We start from the raw sequence: 19622 nt of genomic DNA on the forward strand, positions 1-19622 counted from the left end.
AGTTATCTTTAACCTTCATTACTTGGTTTTGTTCCGAATTTTCTCAAATCCAAAGGTCTAAACCAGACCTTTTGTTTTTAGAATTTTCAGGGTTTTACATACTATTTAATCTTCAATTATCAAGGTTCGTTTGTTGTTGTCTTGTTCAGCAGCAACTTTTATATCTTATCACAGCTGCTTGCGTTTGTCAACAACTTTTTTTATTTTCTTTGTTGTTGTTTTTCAACGGCAACTTTTTTAGTTTATCATAGTTTCCATATTCTGTCAACAACTTTTTCCAACTCTTTTTCGGAGCCGCCCCCGCTGTTTTCGCGGTGGAACTTTAATATAACACTACTGGCTCAACTTGTCAAGGGAATTTGTGCCATTTTTTTATACAATTTTTAATTCTTTTTCACAACTACAAAATATGCCCGTTTTTTCATAATTCTTCTATATTTAGTGGTTGGCATAAAAATAGCTGAGTCAAGTCTTCTCCAACTTTTCCCAGCCATTTGTGTTAATTCAATATAATATAGGAACAATTATTTCAATCCATACCCGGTCATTTCACAGAGACCAGCCGCATCCTATATAAATGAATGCTCTATTCATACAGCCCAACCTAAAAAATCCCCCGGACAATACCTCCCAGTATAAGGTTGATCAGATTATACCGGTACAAAAACGTAAGCCAGGTACTGGCATAGACCTGTTCCTCCAACATCTTCCCAACAGGCGTTGCCGAAAACAGGCTGAGCACAAATCCCGCCACCCATAGCAGTACCAGCCCCTGGGCAAATCCCAACAGCGCTCCCGCTATATGGTTCAGTCCGTACAGTATAGGAAGGCGGGCAATAAGATCCAGCCATCGTACCACCATATGGATCAATACAAAGACAGCTATAAATAACAGGATGGAAGCAATTGCATTGATAAGCATATCCGCCAGGTACATACTCACATACTCCGCAAACTGGTCTACGCCCAATATTTTATAAATCTCGCTGTTGTTATTTTCCAGCAGTACATCCTTAACGGACTGAGGCAGATTCAACCGCTCAATGGACATTCTCTGAGCGGAGGGAAGTCCTGTATCTTCCATGGAAGGCTCCTCCCAGCCAGCGATGCTGAGTATGGCATCAGCCGCCCCCTGCCGGATGGATGGGTTATCTTTTATAAAACCTGTCATGTACGGCGTAGCGATCTTCACAATGACAATGGTGAGCACAAGGGCACCCAGGGATACACACTGCTTTAAAAATCCCCTGTAGTGCCCATACAGAACCATGCCTATCAAAAATACTCCTGCCCCCACGGACAGCCAGTTCTCTATTATCATGTCTCAGCTTCTTTCAGTCTCAATTTCAGTTAATTATCAGGCGTTCTATGGCTGCCGCCACACCATCCTCATCATTGGTAAGGGTGATCTCATCCGCTGCGGCTTTTACAGCCTCAAGGCCGTTCCCCATGGCAACTCCCACTCCGGCTGCCTCGATCATGGAGATATCGTTCTCCCCATCGCCAAAAGCCATGGTCGCTTTTCTATCTATGGACAGGTAGTCCGCTAACCACATAAGGGCATTTCCCTTTGTTGCCCCATGGGCATTGATCTCCAGGTTATTATAGAGAGAAGAACTGATGACAATTCCTTCCACAGATCCAAGATCCTCTCTCAGGGTCTTTCTTTCTTCCAGATCTCCCAGATAGATGTTCACCTTCTCTGCATCACTGCCGCATTCTTTTACATAGCGGATCACATTGGGCACAACATCCCTGGTGGCCCTGACCATTTTCTGAATGGTGGGTGAAACTCCATAATTTTCCATGTGGTCAATGAACTCAGGCTGGGTAATTCCTCTGCCGTTAATATAAGGATCATACATGGCATTGTACTTATCTGCAATACTCAGAATCTCCAGCGTCTTTTCATTAGTCAGGGTACGGCGGAGCAGGCACCTGGCATTTTCCAGGTCCGCCACCGTACCACCATTGGCGGTAATGGCATAATTTACACCGGGAAGCATACGTATCTCCTCCATAATACCATCCACTGCCCTTCCAGTTGTTGGCACGATCTGAATTCCCATACGGGCACATTTGATCAGTGCCTCCTTATTACGGGGGGACAGACGTTTCCGGCTGTCCAGCAGGGTCCCATCTAAATCAAGTGCTATCAAACCTATGGATTTCATATAAAATGCTCCTCTTTTAATATAAGAAGACCATCTTTGTCATACTTGGATGAAAAGATTCCCGTTATTCGCTTAAAGAACGAAGGATTCTCTGCCTTGTCGGCAGCTTCCTCAATCAGGTCTTCTGCACTTTCCTTGGTAAGGGCGATTCCGTCCTCCTCCATGATTTCGATCCTCTCATAGAGGGCCAGCATGCTTTTGCCGGATATACTGCAGTCAATGTCACTGGCATACTCGCATGCATATTTGGCGAATTCGTCAATGTCCATCTCCTCTTCTTCCATTTCATCCATCGGCAGTTCTTCATTGTCTGTAAATTCCGGCTCAACCAACTTCTTTACAGGTGCAGGTGTAACAGGAACTTCTTTCCTGGCCGGTTTTTTTGCCGGTTCCACGGCCTTCATTACCGGCTGTTTCTTTTCTTCTCTTGCCGGAACCTGCTCTTTTATAGTCTGGGCAACAGGCTGCATCTCCTCCTGCGCCGGACGTTTTAACGGTTCCTGAGGCATGGCCCGCACCGGCTCTTCCTTCTTTTCCTTTGGCATCTCCTGCCTGTGGACCTGGACCTGCCTTACCGGTCGTTTATCTTCTTTGGGCGCTTCATACTCATTTTCCTTTGGGGGCCGGCTTTTCCCAATGTATTCAAAGCGTTTTGCCAGACCCGGATACACTCTGTGAAGGGCGGCCAGACGTTCTGCAGTGTCGATCAGCACCACATTCATGCCGGTCTCATCCCTTGCCATAAGCTGGTTTAATTCCTGAAGTATGGCCTCAGTCATATCCCCCGCCTGTTCGATCATAAGATCCTTTCCGGTCAGTTTGTCAGATAAGTTGAAGACACCCTTGCTGTTAAGCCGCTCTCCTGTTATCTTAGCTGCCTGGTTCTTCGCACCTGTCTCCCTGTGGATCTCCTTTAATGCTTCAATGGCCTTCTCAAGCCCCTGCTGAGGCGTCTCAGCTTCTATCATAAGATGTCTGGCCTCGCGGACTGCTCCCTTTTTTATATCACGGATATCTGAAAGTACGCGGGTCTGAGCAGCCTCTACCTCCTGCTTAAAACCGCTGCCGGAGATTCTGGACATTTCCATGGCCAGGTTGGCCTGAACCTCTGCTTCATGAATACGGGCCTTCAGGGCTTCATCCGACATCCACTGATCGCCTGCAGACTCCTTCTGTCCTGCGCCGGACTCCTGTAAACGCTCCTCAAAGGACTCCTCTGCCGCCCCATCTCCATATGGTTTTTCCGACATTTCCTCTGTTGCCGCCATCTCTTCCTCCCCATCTTCCGGTTCTATAGTAACCTGAGTGCGGGGCGGATCCTCCTCCATAAGGCGGTCATCGGCATACTGGGAATATCCGTCACGGGAATATTCGGAGTATTCTTGGGAATACCGCCCATGACCATAGCCGGATCCCGGGGCATATGCTGATTCTTCGGTATATTCCGGCTCCTCTGCATATTCCTGTTCTTCTGCGTATTCTTGTTCCTCTACGTATTCCGGTTCTTCTGCGTATTCCGGTTCTTCGGTATATACCGACTCTTCCCCATATCCGCCTCCCGAGCCAAATTCTCCCTCATGGCCATTGTCATAGCTGCCTTGACGGGAATTTTCTGTTGCACGTGGGTACTCAGACTCCTGGGCATAGCCTGGTTCCTGGAGATAATCGGATTCACGGACATAGCCCGGTTCCTGGGCATAATCGGATTCCTGGCCGTAGTCCGTATCCCGGCCGTAGTCTGATCCCTGATCATAATCGGATTCCCCGGCATAACCTGACTCCTGAGCATAATCCCCTTCCTCTTCATAGCCGGGTTCCCTGGTCACTGCTGCCTCCCTTGCATAGGAGGCAGACTGAGCCCCATAATGATCCCTGCGGGAACCGGCTGCCGGCGTGTCACTGTATTCCTCCACAGGGGCACCCATCCGGTATTCTTTTTCCACTGCCCGGAGTTTTGCCTCATACTTGTCCCTGTTTTCCACCAAATCCATCTGGTATTTGGTAAGAGGGGCAAACTGTATCTTAAGTTCCATTGCCTTTTCCACATATTTACCCAGGCCAAACATAAGCATGATCTTGTCACAGGCCATGATACAAAGCTCTCCCATGCCGGCCTCAGCATACAGTTCAGCCAGCTCGTACAGCCATTTTTCATCTAATTCAATGTTGCAGTACTGTTCCAGGGTGTGGATCAGCTGCTCCACAGGAGCGCCTTTGGCTCCCAATATCATATACCTCAGGATATACTGCCTGGGATCATCAGGCGCCAGGTCGCAGAATTCCCTGTAATAGTCTTCCGCTTCACCGGTGCTGCCCTCTTTTATGGCCAGCTCCGCCAGTTTAAACAGCAGGCGCTTGCCAATAGGCGCACGCTCAAATGCAAGCAGCAGGATATCCTTGGCTTCCTGGTACTCCTGATTCTTCTCATATATGGTTGCCACCATGGACAGGATATTGACATTGCGCACCCTCCGCCAGTCAATGGTATCCGCAATTTTCATGGCTGTCTCATAGTCGCCTTTGTTTACCATCTTCTTAATCTGCTCAACTTTAATGTTAAACTCGTATTTATCCATCTTTTGCATCTCCCTATTGCCCCGGTATGGAATTACCTGTCTGTCAGTCTGTACTATATCTCTGTTCTGCCTTCCAATGCCCGAAGAAGCGTTACTTCATCTATGTATTCCAGGTCGCCGCCAACCGGTACACCGCTGGCGATCCTGGTAACCTTAATCCCGGTAGGCTTGATCAGCTTGCTGATGTACATGGCTGTGGTCTCACCTTCCAGGCTGGAATTGGTTGCAATGATGACTTCCTCCACCTCAGACTGAAGGCGCTGCATCAATTCCTTAAGTTTAATGTCATTCGGGCCAATTCCCAGCATAGGGGAGATGGCGCCGTGAAGTACGTGGTATACACCTTCATACTTGCCGGTTTTTTCATAGGCAGCCAGATCCCTGGTATTCTCAACCACCATAATGGTTTTATGGTTTCTCTTATCGCTGCTGCAGATCGGACAAAGCTCCTTGTCTGTAAGGGTAAAGCACTCTTTGCAGTAGCGCACATTATTCCTGGCTCCTGTCATGGCTCCCGCCAGCTCCTCCACCTGCTCCTTCGGCATATTAATGATGTGAAATGCCAGGCGCTGGGCTGATTTGGCGCCAACTCCCGGAAGTTTTGACAGCTCTTCTATTAACTTGGTAATCTGACTGCTGTAATAATCCATTAGAAAGGAAGACCTCCACCCAATGCTCCGCCAAGTCCGCCTGTAAGCTTGGACATGGCTTCGCTGCTCTCTGCCTCCATCTGACGAAACGCTTCATTGGTTGCCGCCACGATCAAATCCTCCAGCATCTCAATATCATCCGGGTCCACTACTTCCTCGGATAATTTTACGGATACGACCTCTTTCTTACCTGACACTGTAACACTCACTGCCCCGCCACCGGATGCAGCCGTGTATTCCTTGGTCTCCAATTCCTTGGTTGCTTCTTCCATCTGGCGCTGCATACGCTGTGCCTGCTTCATAAGATTGTTCATATTGCCAGGCATTCCGCCTGGAAATCCGCCACGTTTTGCCATGGTGTGTTCCTCCTGTTATCTTCCTTTTTATTATATTCTTCTGATATAACTTCTAATCTTCATATGTAATATCCATATGAATCTTATCTTCCAATTCTTCCTCAGTAACATAGATCGTGTTCAGCCGTTCACCTCTGCCCGCCAGACGGGTCTTGAAGTAAATGGATTTGCCGTAATTGGTCTCAACGTACCGTTCCAGTTCACCGATGACCGTTGGACGTTTGCCCATATCATAGTTCATGGGATCCATAAACACTATGGTAAGGCATCCTTCGCCTCCGGGTTCCACCACGGTATCCCTGAGATAGGACTTTGCTCCTCCGCCCATGCTGCGGACAATTCTGGCCCATTCATTGCGGACCAGCTTCAGATCCTCCAGCTGTGCCTTTGGAAGACTTACCCGCTCTGCCGGTATTTCCGGCTCTGCGGAAGCTGCCGCAGGACGGGCCGCCTGTCCGGCAGTTCCCGCAGCAGCGTATGCCGGAGCTGCTGCCTGTATGGTCATTCGTCCTGCCTCCAGGTCCTCCATCAGCATCTCCAGATCGCCCAGGCGCTGAAGGATGGAATCCAGATTAGGTTCCATGGCCGGACGGGTAAGTTTTATCAGCGCAACCTCTACCAGAACCCGCTTCTGCGTGGCATAGCGCAGTTGGTTGGACAACTCTGAAAATACCCGGATATAACGCATCAGGGTTGGTCCATCCGCCTTTTCCCCGTCTGCCTTCAGCTGTTTTAAATTCTCCTCCGACATGTCCAGCAGACCTTCTGCATCATCTGCGCTTTGGATGAGAAGGAGATTTCTCATATACCATATAAAATCAGTTACAAACTGTCCCAATTCCCGCCCCTGAATCACGATTTCCTCCAGGGCACAGATGCAGTCTTTTGTCCTTCCATCCACAACGGCTCCAAACATCTGGCTGAACACGCCGGCATCCACTGCCCCCAGAACTTCCAGAGCGTTGTCATAGGTCAGCACCTTGCCGTAATGAAACGCCACACACTGGTCCAGAAGACTCAGGCCGTCACGCAGGGATCCATCCGCCGCCTTGGCAATATACATCAAGGCCTTGTCTTCCACCTCAATCTGTTCTGCCTGGGTCAGTTCCCTCAGCCGGTCCGCTATGGTATCCAGGGAAATGCGTTTAAAATCATAACGCTGGCACCGTGAAAGGATCGTGATGGGGATCTTGTGCACCTCGGTTGTGGCCAGTATAAATATTACATAGGAGGGCGGTTCCTCCAATGTCTTAAGCAACGCGTTGAAGGCACCGATCGACAGCATGTGCACCTCATCAATGATATAGACCCTGTACCGTCCCTCGGTGGGAGGATACTGAACCTGGTCCCGGATATCACGGATGTTCTCCACACCATTGTTGGAGGCAGCGTCAATCTCCACCACATTCATGGATGAACCTGTCTGAATGGCCTTACATGTGGGACATTCATTACATGGACTTCCATCCACCGGGTGTTCACAGTTTACGGCTCTTGCAAATATCTTGGCAATACTGGTCTTGCCCGTACCTCTTGTCCCGCAGAACAGGTAGGCGTGGCCGATGCGCTCCGACGTTATTTGGTTTTTCAGGGTCTGCACAATGGGGTCCTGTCCCTTTACATCTTCAAACGAAACAGGACGCCACTTGCGGTATAACGCCGTATATGACATTTTAGTTACTCCTTGTTATTTATATCATTCATCACCAAAGCTGATTCCCACCATCTTGGCTTCCCGGATCATGGAACATTCCGGATCCACTGTCTTTAACTTTCCGGCTACCTCGGACAGCGGTACTTTGGTTATCTCATTGTTTTTAACAGCTACCATGTAGCCGTATTCTTTATCTGCAATCAGCCTGGCCGCAGCGGCTCCCAGCCTTGTGGCCAGAACGCGGTCATAAGAGCAGGGCTCTCCGCCCCTCTGCATGTGTCCCGGTACCGTCACCCTCACCTCGCTGCCTGTAACTTCCTGGATCCTGGCACCGATCTCATATGCCACTGACGGATATACCATGCCGCTTTTTTTCTTTTCCTTTAATTCCTTCTTGGTCATGACCGAGTCTTCCTTGGAAATGGCTCCCTCAGCCACTGCAAGGATGGAGAAACGCTTGCCTGCTTTGGAGCGCTTCATCAGAGCATCACACACCGTATTGATATCGTATGGAATCTCCGGCAATAAAATGATGTCTGCGCCGCCTGCAAGTCCTGCATACAATGTGAGCCATCCCACTTTATGCCCCATAACCTCCACAATAAACACACGTCCATGGGACGCGGCAGTGGTGTGTATACAGTCGATTGCATTGGTCGCAACATCCACAGCGCTCTGGAATCCAAAGGTCATATCCGTTCCCCAGAGGTCATTGTCAATGGTTTTAGGCAGGGATACCACATTAAGGCCTTCCTGGCTCAGCAGGTTGGCTGTCTTCTGGCTTCCATTGCCGCCAAGTACCACCAGGCAATCCAGTTTCAGCTTTTTATAGGTATGTTTCATGGATTCCACTTTATCCAAACCATTTTCATCGGGAATGCGCATTTGCTTGAACGGCTGACGTGAGGTTCCAAGAATCGTTCCACCCTGGGTCAAAATACCTGAAAAGTCTGAAGATTTCATAATTTGATAGTCTGCATACATCAGTCCCTTGTATCCGTCTTCAAATCCAATGATCTCCACATCATCAAATAAGTTGTATAAGGATTTTGCTACGCCTCTCATGGTAGCATTCAGTGCTTGGCAATCTCCCCCGCTGGTCAGCATTCCTATTCTTCTCATACTGCACTTCCTCCATATCAGACTTTTTCCTACTTGTCAATGGTTCTATTATACCCATTTTGTAATTATAACGCAAAGGGTATCTATGGGCAAGTATAAATATTCCTACGATTTTCTTGAGTTTATTTCATAAATGATCTTATTTTTTTTAAAATAAATGGGATATAAATCTGCCGGCAACAATTGTCATCTCCAGATTTATATCCCATTTTTAAATTCCACGCACCTTGCTTTGTGCAATCGCCACGGACGTTACTCATGCAGTTAACTCGGTCCAGGCTGCCTCACGGCACACGGGAGGTTCCGCTTAGTGCTGCTGCATTCCTGCCCTGACACGGTTCACAGATTCCCGTTGCGTAAGACCCAAACGTCAACGCCACTTACACAAGGCAGCTCCGCAACGGGTTGCCCGAGGCAAGGTATCACCCCTGCTGGAGCGGATTGCAGGTACAGGGCACCGCTATCTCCCCGGCTGCGTGGAAACTTTATGACTTGGTTGGGTGTTACACGCTGATTCTACACACTGCGTGTAACCGCTTGTTAAGTATAACTTGCGGGCGTGGTTTTGTCAAGGGGCGCTTGTTTGCCCGCCCTTGCATGCTTTTACTGTTCGCAGGAATGGCGGGAATATGATGTTGCAATGTAAACCAGATCATCTCTCCGGTCTGAAACCACTTCTTTACAGGAACCGCAGGCTGTATTCCGTATCTCCTCGCAAACTCCCGTACCCTGTCATGAAACACCAGCTGCAAATATGACAATATCCTCCACATTGTAAACTGTCCACACCATTTCTACTGCAGCATTTCCCAGCCCTATGATTTCTATTTTTAGCTTATTGCTCCTCAAATATAAATATGCATTTTTAATTTTCAATAATTCTATTTCCTAAGTTTCCTAAAAAAATCCTTCAAGAGCCTGGAACATTCTTCTTCCAAAATCCCAATCTCCGTGTCTACCTGGTGGTTAAACCCAGTCTCGTGGAGCATGTCAAGGACAGAACCCGCGCACCCGGCCTTGGGATTCATACAGCCTATTACTACCCTTGGGATACGGGCCTGCACAATTGCGCCGGCACACATGGGACAGGGCTCAAGGGTAACATACATGGTACAGTCCTCAAGGCGCCAGTCACCCATCTGTTTACATGCCTTTCTAATGGAGGTTATCTCGGCATGGGACAAGACACTTTTGTCCGCATTACGCCGGTTATATCCTCTGGCTATAATCTTTCCCTCGCGGACTATGACGCATCCGATCGGCACATCCCCCAAATTTCCTGCCCTGTGCGCCTGCCTTATGGCCTCTTTCATAAACTTTTCATCCGCCTCACGCCTCTGTCTGTTCCCTTCCTCCTCAGCCATGGATGCAAGACGTTTTTGCTCCATCCTCTTTTCCCATTTTCTTCGCCTAGTCTCCTCCCCCTTCTGCTTCTGGGTCAGGGCATCCGATCCGGGATCCATGGGGCAGTCCGGCATTGTATTCCGGCATACTTCCGTCTGCGTATTTTTCTGTATGGCCATTTCCATGTCCTTCTGTGTATCTCTTTGTATATCCTGTGCGGTTTCCCGGATAATAACTGCGGCTCCCTCAGGCCTACTTCCTGGAGTTCTGGTCTTCATATAATTGCTTCCTCTTTTTTTTACACTCTGGTTGTGCTATACTTTTCTCATTATATATAATAAATCAAAAATTGAAAAGGCACAGGTTGAATGAATCATGAAAATAAGCGGACTGCAAAAAACCACATTGCTGGATTTTCCCGGACATGTGGCTTGTACCATATTTACAGGGGGATGTAATTTCCGCTGCCCCTTCTGCCATAACAGCGACTTGCTGGATAACGGGGCGGATGACGATTATACAGAGGAAGAGGTTTTTGAATTTTTACATAAACGCAAGGGGGTATTGGAAGGTGTCTGTATCACCGGCGGGGAGCCTACCCTGCAGCCGGACCTGGAAGATTTTATCAGAAAAGTCCGCGAATTGGGTCTGGCCGTGAAGCTGGACACCAACGGATATAAACCGGAACTGCTGAAAGATTTATGCCAAAAGGGTCTTTTAGATTATGTTGCCATGGATATCAAGGCTTCCCGGGACCATTACGGGGAGGTCGCAGGTGCGCCCGGACTTAATATGGAATTAGTTGACGAGAGTATCGCTTTTCTTCTGTCCGGCAATACTCCATACGAGTTCAGGACAACCGTGGTCCGCGGCCTTCACACAGCGGAAGATTTCCGCAAGATCGGGCCGTGGATCAAAGGGTGTCCCGGGTACTACCTGCAGTGCTTTACTGAATCCGGCCAGGTTCTTGTTCCTGGCATATATTCTGACTTTACAAAAGAAGAAATGCTTGGCTTTGCGGATTTGGTCCGTCCCTATGTGGGCCAGGTATCCCTGCGCGGGATTGACTATTAGCGCGTGTTTGAACATTGCTTTCTGACATCTGTGCGTCACTCTTTGCGTGAGACTCAGCTCCATTGGGGAAGGCGCAGCGGACTATGCCGGCTGAAGCGGGGCCAAATGGAGCGGGACCAAATCCGTGCAACATGGAGCGCGGCTTTATCCTAATGATACCTCTGTCGGATTCCTTAGGGCAGATGGCGGGAATGAATTTTCAAACACACATTAGTCCTGATTCTGCATTCTCACATCCGTATACCAGTAGCCAAAGCGGCCGTCCTGTGACGGCTGTTTTTTTGACAGCACGAAGTGGGGGAACCCAAACATGGATGCCATATATTTTTCATTGCTGTAATAATGGCCGGGCACGCCCAGGATATACCGTGTACGGCCCTGGGATTCATCTCCAATGCGGGCCAGTATCAGGTAACGGTAATTGTAATAACCGTGGAGCAGGAAGCTGTTATTGCCATAATTCCAGTTTTCCCTGGGCAAAAGCCCGATATCCTGGGGCTTGATGGTGAGGATTTCGCATCCATTCATACTGTCAAATGCCTGTATTTTAGGATACCGCTTGCGGAAATCTTCCCATAGCTGGCGCGGTCCAAGGTTCTCCTGCTCTTCCTGTTCCAGACGCTCCAGTTCCTGTGGATTTCCTAACAGCATTTCCTCCCTGGCGGAGTCGATCACAAGTGGCTTTTCCTCCGTCACATCCCCCTCTGATGAGACGGGATCTGTCTTTGGAGCTGGTCTGGGACGGGTAAACGCTCTGTTGTGGGCAGCCGGACGGGATCTCATGTCCGTCTGGGCCTGGGCAGATGGCTGAGTCTGGGCAGGCTGCCGGGTCTGATCAGCTGGCTGAGCCTGCGAAGACGGACGGGTCTGGTCAGGCTGCCGGGTCTGATCAGTTGGCTGAGCCTGTAAAGACGGACGGGTCTGGTCAGACTGCTGGGTCTGATCAGTCGGCTGCGCGGTCGGCTGTGCCTGGACAGATGTGTCTGTACGCATACCCATTCCAGGGAATCCGCCTCTCTGATACCTTGGATTATTCCTGTAGGGCATAGGCCTTCTGGGCTGCGGGTTTGCTGCCGCCGGGATATCTGTCCCGGGTACAGTATCCAGACCGGAGGGCATATTGATATGATCCGGCATATTTGTGCCGGCTGGTGTATTTGCGCCGGCCGGTATGTCGGTTCCATTGGGCATATTGGCACGGGGATAACGGTTCAATCCATTCCGCATCTCTCTTTGCTGCCGCATGATGGCATCTGGTAAGACAACAGGATGGGGACGGTTTCCCATAAAAGGCGAATTTGAATCAGGGCCAAACTGGCGGACCGGCTGTCTCCCCATATCCGGCATCGTCTTCCCATCAGGATACTCCTCTGATTCTGCGCATTCCCCATTGTCTGTATCTGCACGCAATGCCTCTGTGGAATGCAGCATGGCCTGGGAATTATTTGTACGGTTCATCTGGTTTTCATACTCTGACCGCGGATGATCTTCCTGTTGGGAACCACACCGGCATGGGGCGGATTCTTCCGGCTGCATCTCGTATTCAGATGTCTGTTCTGACCCGGGCTGCATTTCATATTCCGGCTGCATTTCCGGCTCCGGCCCCATCCTATATCCAGGTTGCGCCTCTGCCGCCGGCTGTTCCCCGTACTCACACGGCATTTCTGGCCCCGGCTGCATCCCATATTCCGGCTGCATCTCCCCTTCCGGCTGCATACCGTAGTCGGACGTCATCTGATTCCCATTCCATTCTCCGTCCTGAGGGCAGGCTGGTCCACCGGCCTCCGGCTGCATTTCCTCCGGCTGCATGTTTTCAGCCTGCCATGAATCTCCAGACTGATATTCTGCGTCCATCTGCCCTGAACCCTCTGGCTGATATTCTATCTCCGTGTGCTCTGAATCCCCGGACACATATTCCATATCCGGCCGCCCATTCATTTCACCGGCTAAGGTTGCATCTGTGCCTGTTCCTGTTCCTGCGGATGCTTCTGCGCTTGGCTGGGCACTGTTTTCCAAACAAGCATCCAGCTCCGGCTGAGCCTCATTTTCCCGGGTTTTGCTCTCAGACGCTGCTTCTCCCCAGACAGGCAGGGTTCCCCTATCAGAAACCGGTTCCCCATCAGGCAGTCTTGTTCCGTTAGAAGCATTTTCTCCCTGAACCTTTACGGTTTCCTGGTCCATGTCCTGAAGGGGGACAGTATTTGGCAGAGCCGGTTCGCCTGAGGATGACAGTACCTTGTCATTGATCTCCTTTTCCAGCTCCTCCACTTTTTTATGTATCTGCGTCTCAGAATTCCCCAGTTTTCCTGATGTTACATCAGCCAGCTCCACCTCAGCGGCATGGGCTACGGCATCCTCCCATATGGTAGTGTACGCCCGCCACGAGTCATTCTTTTCGTGGATGGTCAGCCCGTAGCACTGGTCCAGGCTGCATCCCGAATCCGCGGCATTTTCCACTGAGACCACGGCACGGAATTCCCCTGAACCGCCCCTGATAAAAATACTTCCCAGCGGGATCTCCCTGCCTGAAGCCAGCAGATATACACTCAGGTCACTGCTTCCCACGTAGACCTTTTTTACATTTACGCTGAGCTTGCACTGTCCGTTCCGTGACTCAAGTTTGGCAAATCCTATATTTTTGCCTTTGACATCGCCTTCGTAGGCATAGATATAAGATATCAATCTTCGATAATTGGTCATATTTTCACTCCTCGCACCCATAGTCTGCAGCTGCCCTGAACACGGCCTATCTGCTTTTATAAATATTTTATGCAATTACCCCTTGAAAGTATGTTAGGAAAATGTTATCCTATGTTTAAAGTTTTATAAAAATTTTTTTCAGAATAGATGGTTCGGCTGTAACGACACATCTGCAACTACTATTAGTGTATGGAAAGGTGGCAATTATTATGAGAATCTACAAAGCAAAGGATTACAATGATTTAAGCCGCAAGGCTGCCAACATTATCTCCGCCCAGGTTATCTTAAAGCCTGACTGCGTGCTGGGACTGGCAACCGGTTCTACCCCTATCGGCACCTATAAGCAGCTGATTGAGTGGTATAACAGAGGCGATCTGGATTTCTCCGAGACAAAGAGCGTGAACCTGGATGAGTACAGGGGTCTGACAAAGGATAATGACCAGAGCTATTACTATTTCATGTACAACAACCTTTTCAAGCACATCAACATCAATATGGACAACACCAATGTTCCGGACGGAACTGAGCCGGACAGCGAGAAGGAATGTGCCCGCTATGAGAAAGTGATCGAAGCTTACGGTGGTATTGATCTGCAGCTGCTGGGCCTGGGGCATAACGGCCATATCGGATTTAATGAACCGGCCGGGGATTTTGCAAAGACCACCCACTGCGTGGATCTGACCGAGAGCACCATCGAGGCCAACAAGCGTTTCTTTGCATCTGTGGATGATGTTCCCAAGCAGGCATACACCATGGGCATTGGAACCATTATGAAGGCAAAGAAGATCCTTCTTGTGGTAAGCGGCGCTGATAAGGCTCAGATCCTTCATGATGTTCTCTGCGGACCGGTTACACCTGATGTTCCGGCTTCTGTCCTTCAGTTACATAATGATGTAATTGTTGTTGCGGATGAGGCTGCCATGGCCAAATTATAAGCATAAAATAAAGGGCTGTCCTTTCTTACAAGGGCTGTCCTTTTTTGTACTTTATCTTGAGATACGGTTCTGATGACGCATCAGGATCAAGGGGTAAGAATCTTTCTCATATGCTTTAGTCTTTTGGAGGCATGGACCATTCCGTCTCCATGGCGGTCCCCTTAATCCCATATGTTTTAACATAATATTTAATCTCAGCCAAAGCTCCGTCAACATCTGGGGGTCTGCTGCGGGAAATGGCAGGAACCGGATGGTTTAAATTTCACCAAAGCTTTTTTTTAAATAATAAGACCGCTCCACGGCACCCTCTGCCATGAAGCGGTCTCATACACCACTTTTATCTATTCAACTGAATCATAATCCGTGCGATAGCTCAGGAAGTCGTTGTCCCCCTGCTTAATGCTGCTGCCCTGGTAATTTCCGCCGTTTACCTTAAGCTTCAGCTTTCCCAGTTCAAAGTTCTCAGTAAAGGTATTGCCGATCTCGGTGAGGAACATCTCATCCGATACGCCCTCGGCGCTCTCCGCCTGATTTAGGTCCAGGGTTCCCACTGAATCCTCTTCTTTGCCCTGGATATCAAAGCTCAGAACCTTGGTACCCTGTGTGAGTACGCCGTATTCTATCAGCTTGTCTACCAAAAGCTGGGCATCCAGCCCCTCTGTGTCAAGGGAATCCATATCCTGTACCAGGCTGTCAGAGTCCCCTCCATGGTATATGGAAACAACTGCTACCGGCATCACATTGGGATCCGGCACCTTATCGCTTGCCCCGCCGGTGGACTGGGGAACGATCTCCTGAGTATCCTTTGCCGCCTGTGTGGTCTGTTTCTTCTGTTTTTCAGTAGTAGGCGTGCAGGCTGCCAGGGATACTGCCATCATCACTGCCATTGCACCTATTAACCATCTTTTCATAAATGTAATTGCCTCCTTTAGTCCTTTTCAAAGCTTCTAAACCAGGAGTTCAGCTTTGTCAGCGCCTTTACAAGGGCTTCCAGTTCTTCTTCCGTCAGTTCTTTCACAACTCCATCTATCATCTGTTCATGAAACTTCTTGTGATGATAGTATGCCTTAACTCCTTTTTCTGATAGGGAAATATATACGACCCTCCGGTCTTCACTACTGCGCTGTCTGACCACATAGCCCTTTTTTACCAAACTGTTCATGGATATGGTCAGTGTGCCCACTGTCACAGATAATACTCTGGCAATGCTGGACATGTTTTTAGGCGCGTCAATGCCAATAGCCTCTATCACATGCATATCGTTATTGGTAATATCCTCAAATTCCGAGGTGATAATTGCCTTCTGCTCTATATCATTGACATCGCGGAACAGGCTCACCAAAACTTCATTCAGCGTCTCGTAAGTTCCCACGTTTCTCCCTTTCACTTTCTGCTTCAAAAGCTTCTTACTGATTGTACAGTATTTTAAGTGTTAAAACAACCCCCTAAATCCTTATAAAATTCTTAACAGGTTGTGATTTTTCTGTGTCCTTTGTAATTCAAATACGATTAAATTATGATCTAAATACAAGACGGGCAAATGTTTCTCCCCTCTCCTCAAAATTCTTGAATATCCCATAGCTGGCGGCGGCCGGCGAAAGCACACAGCTACAGCCCGGCCTTGTTATCTCCCTGGCCCGTCTGACTCCGTCCTCCAGATGCTCAGCCAGGATCAGCCTGGACCTGTTTTCAAAATCAGGGTAATATCTGTATATCTCCTGGTAGATCCTCTTGCCGGTCGCCTCCATCAGGATAATATGCCTCACCTGACACTGGGACAGGTACTCGATCAGCTCCCGGTAATCAATCCCCCGGTCCATTCCTCCGATCAATACCGTATCCGTATCCTTCAGGGTCTTTAACGCCTGGATCGTGGTATCACAGATGGTGGAAATGGAATCGTCATAATATTTGACCCCATCCCGCTCTCCCAAATACTGAAGCCTGTGGGGCAGCGGCTCATAGGTTTTAAGGCCCTGGGTAAACAGTTCCTCATCCATGCCCAGGATCCGGCACACGGCATAGACCACCCCGATATCAAAATAGTTGTGCTGTCCCAGAAGCTTGATCTGGTCCACGGGTATCCTGTAAGACTGGGCATCGTACCTGATCCAGGTCTCGCCTTTTTCTTCAGAAACACATAGCTGGGCATCCGGTGCATCCACCCCGGCCCTAATCAGCCTGGAGGGACAGGTTCCTTCCTGCGGAAGGCACTGTACATTACAGATCAGCATATCCGATCCTGTCTGGTTCTTAAAAATGCGGTGTTTGCTCTCCACGTATTTTTCCATGGTGCCGTAGTGGTCCAGGTGCTCCTCGTGGATATTTACCAGAATCCCAATATGCGGGGACACGGTCATATACTCCAGCTGATGGCAGGACAGTTCAAACACGATCCTGGTATCCTTTGTCACTTCCTCCATGTGGTCCAGGGCAGGTATGCCTATATTGCCCAGGATCATGGTATCCATGCCTGCATTTTTTAATATGTGATACAGCAGTGTGGTAACCGTACTCTTTCCTTTGGTGCCTGTAATTCCTATGATCTGGTCACGGAAAAGCTGGAAAAACACCTCTGTCTGGGAGAGGATCCTGCACTTGTATTCCTCCGCCGGCTTTTCCAGCACAATACCCGGGCTTTTAAACACCACATCATAGTTATCCAGGCATTTCTGGTAATCCGGTCCTGTTATCCACAATCCATCCTCATCCGGCCTGGATGCAGGGGATGACACATCCGCAATATCCAGCTTCTCATAGCCCCGGACCTGTCTGAGAACGTGGTACGTGGACTGTCCTTCCCTTCCAAATCCCAGAAGCAGTACGCGCTTCCCCTGAATCCATGGTTTTATCTTCTCTATCATGTCCATTCTCCTTACGCGGTTACAGGTCCTGATACGCATTGTTCCTTTACCAGGCTGAGCCAGGGTTCAGGCACCAGGTTTTCCCCGTCATAATAGGAGGAATACTGGTCTCCCTCCTCCTTATACCGGTCATACAGGCCGGTCCCTTTATAATAGGAAAGGAGCAGCGGAAGGTCTTCCCCGTCCCTTTCCATCCTGTCAATGGTCATCACAATGGCCGTATTGATCTCCGCCCGGCTGCCCACACACTCAAAGGGCTTCTCCTCCTGAATGCCAACCAGCTGCTCCAGGGTGGTCTTCATGGATCCATCCTCCAACATATCTTTTCCAAATATCTCCCTTACCTCCTGAGAGGATAGGAAGGGTGAAAGGATCAGATATACGAACAGGCACTTGGGGCAGCGGCCACACCAGCTGTCCGTCCTGCTTCCCGCATTGCAGCTCCTGAATATACCATGATACTGCTTCTGCCCTGCAAAATACCTTGCGATCTGGAATTCGCTTAACGGGCGCAGCATACTGAAATAATAGGCGCTGCCCGGCAGATACCTCATCTCATATCTGTGGAAATCCTCTTCAAACTTAAAACTTTTGGAGTACTGGTGGTTTACCGTGCTCCCCTGGACCGTACTCTCATTGGCACTGGATTCATTGGAAAGCGCCACCCAGTCCAGGCCGTACATCCTGGCTGCCAGAATGCTGGAAAATGCCACCAGCGCGGAGAAAGGCGTATGGCCATTGAGATATCCCTGCCTGTTAAGCTCCAGCATACCGGGATCCAGGGTGCGCCTGACACTGATGATGCGATCCTCCTCAAGTCCGGCCGACCGGGTGGTGTGGATGGTGGCTCCTCTGGGATTGATAATGTACCCATAAAGAGGTTCTCCCGCACTGCGCAGAAGTTCCAGGGTCACAGCCGAATCCTTCCCGCCTCCGATGGGAACCAGCACCCCCTTCCTCCGGTGGGACCGGGCCTGTTCCCGAAAATCCCGGGGCAATTCCCCATGAACCTGCGCTGACTTCAGCGATGTCTCTTCCTGCACATTGGATACAATATCCATAAAGGTGTCAGGATCCGCTTCTGTGATCTGATTTACATAAAAGAACTCGCCCAGTCCGTTATAATAAAGGTCCTTCCACCAACTTACCTGATCCTGGTTTAATACACCTGCCTCCACCATCACCTGAGGCGGGCAGGCAATCTTCCAATAACTGATAAGCTCTACCATACCCAGTGAAAACACCATATCCCGTATAAGCCCGTCCTGCGCCCATACAGCAGTATCCCCATTCCTTTTGGGAAATCTCCAGGTGGGTGCAAAGGAGGACAGCCCCTCGATCTCAAACCTGTATGTGATCCTTAACTCACAGCTATCTTCCTCTATATCATATCCTTTGTAAATAAACCGCGGATACTGCCCGCGCAGTCTCTGATACTGTTCCATCTATGGTCCCTTTCCTGAACAACACAAACCCGCTGTACATAATCCCCCTGGCTCTTACCATGCCTATACAGGGCGCATATACAGCGGATTCCCTCTTTTCTATGGCTATTATAGTCAATAACCCTTGATTTTGCAATGTTTTTTTAGCCGGAGACGGCTCCTGCCAGGACCACGCTCACCGCTACCCCGGCCGCGGTGGCTATGAGGCCGCCTGCCAGCGTATATCTGGTCTTTCTGATCCCCACGGAACCGAAATACACACTCATGCAATAGAGGACGGTCTCCGTACTGCTCATAAGAATGGAAGCAATCAGGCCAATACTGGAATCCGTACCGAATTCCTTAAAAATATCCAGGACCAATCCTGTTGCCGCGGAGTTGGAAACCAGGCGCACCAGTATGACAGGTACGATCTGCGGAGGAAGATGGATCAGGGCCGCAGGGGCCATAAGCATTTTCCCAAGGAAATCCAGAAAACCGGATGCCCTCAGCACACCTACGGAAACCATAAGCCCCACCAGGGTGGGCAGTATGCCCGCCACTGTCTTCATGCCGTCTTTTGCACCGTCTATGAAATCGTCCAGCACCGGACGCCCTGACAGCAGTCCGAACCCCACAATATAAAATATCATCAGCGGCACCATGGCCTCGGACAGGAAAATAATGAACCTCATACAGGTATCTCCGGTTCGCTTCTTTAATATAATGGTATTCCCTGCCGGAAGGTT

17 protein-coding genes and 1 other RNA gene are annotated in these 19622 nt (G+C 49.4%); 2 read left to right on the forward strand and 16 right to left on the reverse strand.

Annotated features, from left to right (window positions below; translation table 11 throughout):
- Window positions 1-604 precede the first annotated feature (604 nt).
- From ABID13_RS17930 to tadA, 10 genes are all read right to left on the reverse strand, one after another.
- Complete coding sequence (locus tag ABID13_RS17930; protein WP_045091706.1) at window positions 605-1321, reverse strand: CvpA family protein; 717 nt, start codon at window positions 1319-1321, stop codon at window positions 605-607.
- A gap of 25 nt (window positions 1322-1346) precedes the next feature.
- On the reverse strand, window positions 1347-2174 hold the full coding sequence (locus ABID13_RS17935) for a Cof-type HAD-IIB family hydrolase (protein ID WP_007870387.1): 828 nt from the start codon (window positions 2172-2174) through the stop codon (window positions 1347-1349).
- Window positions 2171-4750 carry a tetratricopeptide repeat protein gene (locus tag ABID13_RS17940; RefSeq protein ID WP_045091705.1) on the reverse strand — a complete coding sequence of 860 codons (2580 nt, stop codon included), beginning with the start codon at window positions 4748-4750 and terminating at the stop codon, window positions 2171-2173. The genes ABID13_RS17935 and ABID13_RS17940 overlap by 4 nt, the downstream gene beginning before the upstream one ends.
- A 53-nt stretch (window positions 4751-4803) precedes the next feature.
- Window positions 4804-5400, reverse strand: coding sequence for a recombination mediator RecR (recR, locus tag ABID13_RS17945; protein ID WP_007870391.1), 597 nt, complete (start codon window positions 5398-5400; stop codon window positions 4804-4806).
- Entirely contained in the window at window positions 5400-5756 is a 357-nt protein-coding gene (locus ABID13_RS17950; protein ID WP_007870393.1) for a YbaB/EbfC family nucleoid-associated protein, read from the reverse strand. Before ABID13_RS17950 ends, recR begins: the two co-directional genes overlap by 1 nt.
- Window positions 5757-5808: 52 nt before the next feature.
- Window positions 5809-7428 carry a DNA polymerase III subunit gamma/tau gene (gene dnaX, locus ABID13_RS17955; RefSeq protein ID WP_007870396.1) on the reverse strand — a complete coding sequence of 540 codons (1620 nt, stop codon included), beginning with the start codon at window positions 7426-7428 and terminating at the stop codon, window positions 5809-5811.
- Between the two features lie 24 nt (window positions 7429-7452).
- The gene (locus ABID13_RS17960) at window positions 7453-8532 is read right to left on the reverse strand and encodes a 6-phosphofructokinase (protein ID WP_007870398.1); all 1080 of its coding nucleotides are present in this window, start codon (window positions 8530-8532) and stop codon (window positions 7453-7455) included.
- 218 nt (window positions 8533-8750) lie between these two features.
- Window positions 8751-9012, reverse strand: an RNA gene (gene ffs, locus ABID13_RS17965) — signal recognition particle sRNA large type.
- A gap of 252 nt (window positions 9013-9264) precedes the next feature.
- A complete protein-coding gene (locus tag ABID13_RS17970) occupies window positions 9265-9408 on the reverse strand; it encodes a hypothetical protein (RefSeq protein ID WP_156200211.1) in 144 nt (47 codons plus the stop codon).
- Window positions 9409-9413: 5 nt separating this feature from the next.
- Window positions 9414-10010 (reverse strand): tRNA adenosine(34) deaminase TadA, encoded by a 597-nt coding sequence (gene tadA / locus ABID13_RS17975; protein WP_040417626.1) that lies wholly within the window; start codon window positions 10008-10010, stop codon window positions 9414-9416.
- A 241-nt stretch (window positions 10011-10251) separates the two neighbouring features.
- On the opposite strand from tadA, the gene ABID13_RS17980 reads away from it, so the two are divergent.
- Window positions 10252-10950, forward strand: a complete 699-nt coding sequence (locus ABID13_RS17980; protein WP_048931046.1) for an anaerobic ribonucleoside-triphosphate reductase activating protein — start codon at window positions 10252-10254, stop codon at window positions 10948-10950.
- 210 nt (window positions 10951-11160) lie between these two features.
- Here ABID13_RS17980 and ABID13_RS17985 read toward each other — a convergent pair whose 3' ends face one another.
- Window positions 11161-13650: a DUF6128 domain-containing protein gene (locus tag ABID13_RS17985; RefSeq protein ID WP_048931047.1), complete on the reverse strand. Its 2490-nt coding sequence runs from the start codon at window positions 13648-13650 to the stop codon at window positions 11161-11163.
- Between the two features lie 209 nt (window positions 13651-13859).
- Between ABID13_RS17985 and nagB the strand changes: the two genes are divergently transcribed.
- Entirely contained in the window at window positions 13860-14585 is a 726-nt protein-coding gene (gene nagB, locus ABID13_RS17990; RefSeq protein ID WP_007870455.1) for a glucosamine-6-phosphate deaminase, read from the forward strand.
- Window positions 14586-14926: 341 nt separating this feature from the next.
- Here the strand turns inward: nagB and ABID13_RS17995 are convergent, their stop codons facing one another.
- The 5 genes from ABID13_RS17995 to ABID13_RS18015 all read right to left on the reverse strand — a co-directional run bounded on the left by ABID13_RS17995 (window position 14927) and on the right by ABID13_RS18015 (window position 19568).
- The gene (locus ABID13_RS17995; protein ID WP_007870458.1) at window positions 14927-15496 is read right to left on the reverse strand and encodes a GerMN domain-containing protein; all 570 of its coding nucleotides are present in this window, start codon (window positions 15494-15496) and stop codon (window positions 14927-14929) included.
- A 17-nt stretch (window positions 15497-15513) separates the two neighbouring features.
- On the reverse strand, window positions 15514-15972 hold the full coding sequence (locus ABID13_RS18000) for a MarR family winged helix-turn-helix transcriptional regulator (protein WP_045091717.1): 459 nt from the start codon (window positions 15970-15972) through the stop codon (window positions 15514-15516).
- 127 nt (window positions 15973-16099) lie between these two features.
- A complete protein-coding gene (murD, locus tag ABID13_RS18005) occupies window positions 16100-17449 on the reverse strand; it encodes a UDP-N-acetylmuramoyl-L-alanine--D-glutamate ligase (RefSeq protein WP_007870462.1) in 1350 nt (449 codons plus the stop codon).
- Between the two features lie 11 nt (window positions 17450-17460).
- A complete protein-coding gene (locus ABID13_RS18010) occupies window positions 17461-18894 on the reverse strand; it encodes a MurL-like N-terminal domain-containing (protein ID WP_048931048.1) in 1434 nt (477 codons plus the stop codon).
- A gap of 143 nt (window positions 18895-19037) precedes the next feature.
- Complete coding sequence (locus tag ABID13_RS18015) at window positions 19038-19568, reverse strand: spore maturation protein (protein WP_007870466.1); 531 nt, start codon at window positions 19566-19568, stop codon at window positions 19038-19040.
- Window positions 19569-19622: the final 54 nt, after the last annotated feature.

It is taken from the genome of Enterocloster citroniae (assembly GCF_040545455.1).
GTDB classification, from domain to species: domain Bacteria; phylum Bacillota; class Clostridia; order Lachnospirales; family Lachnospiraceae; genus Enterocloster; species Enterocloster citroniae.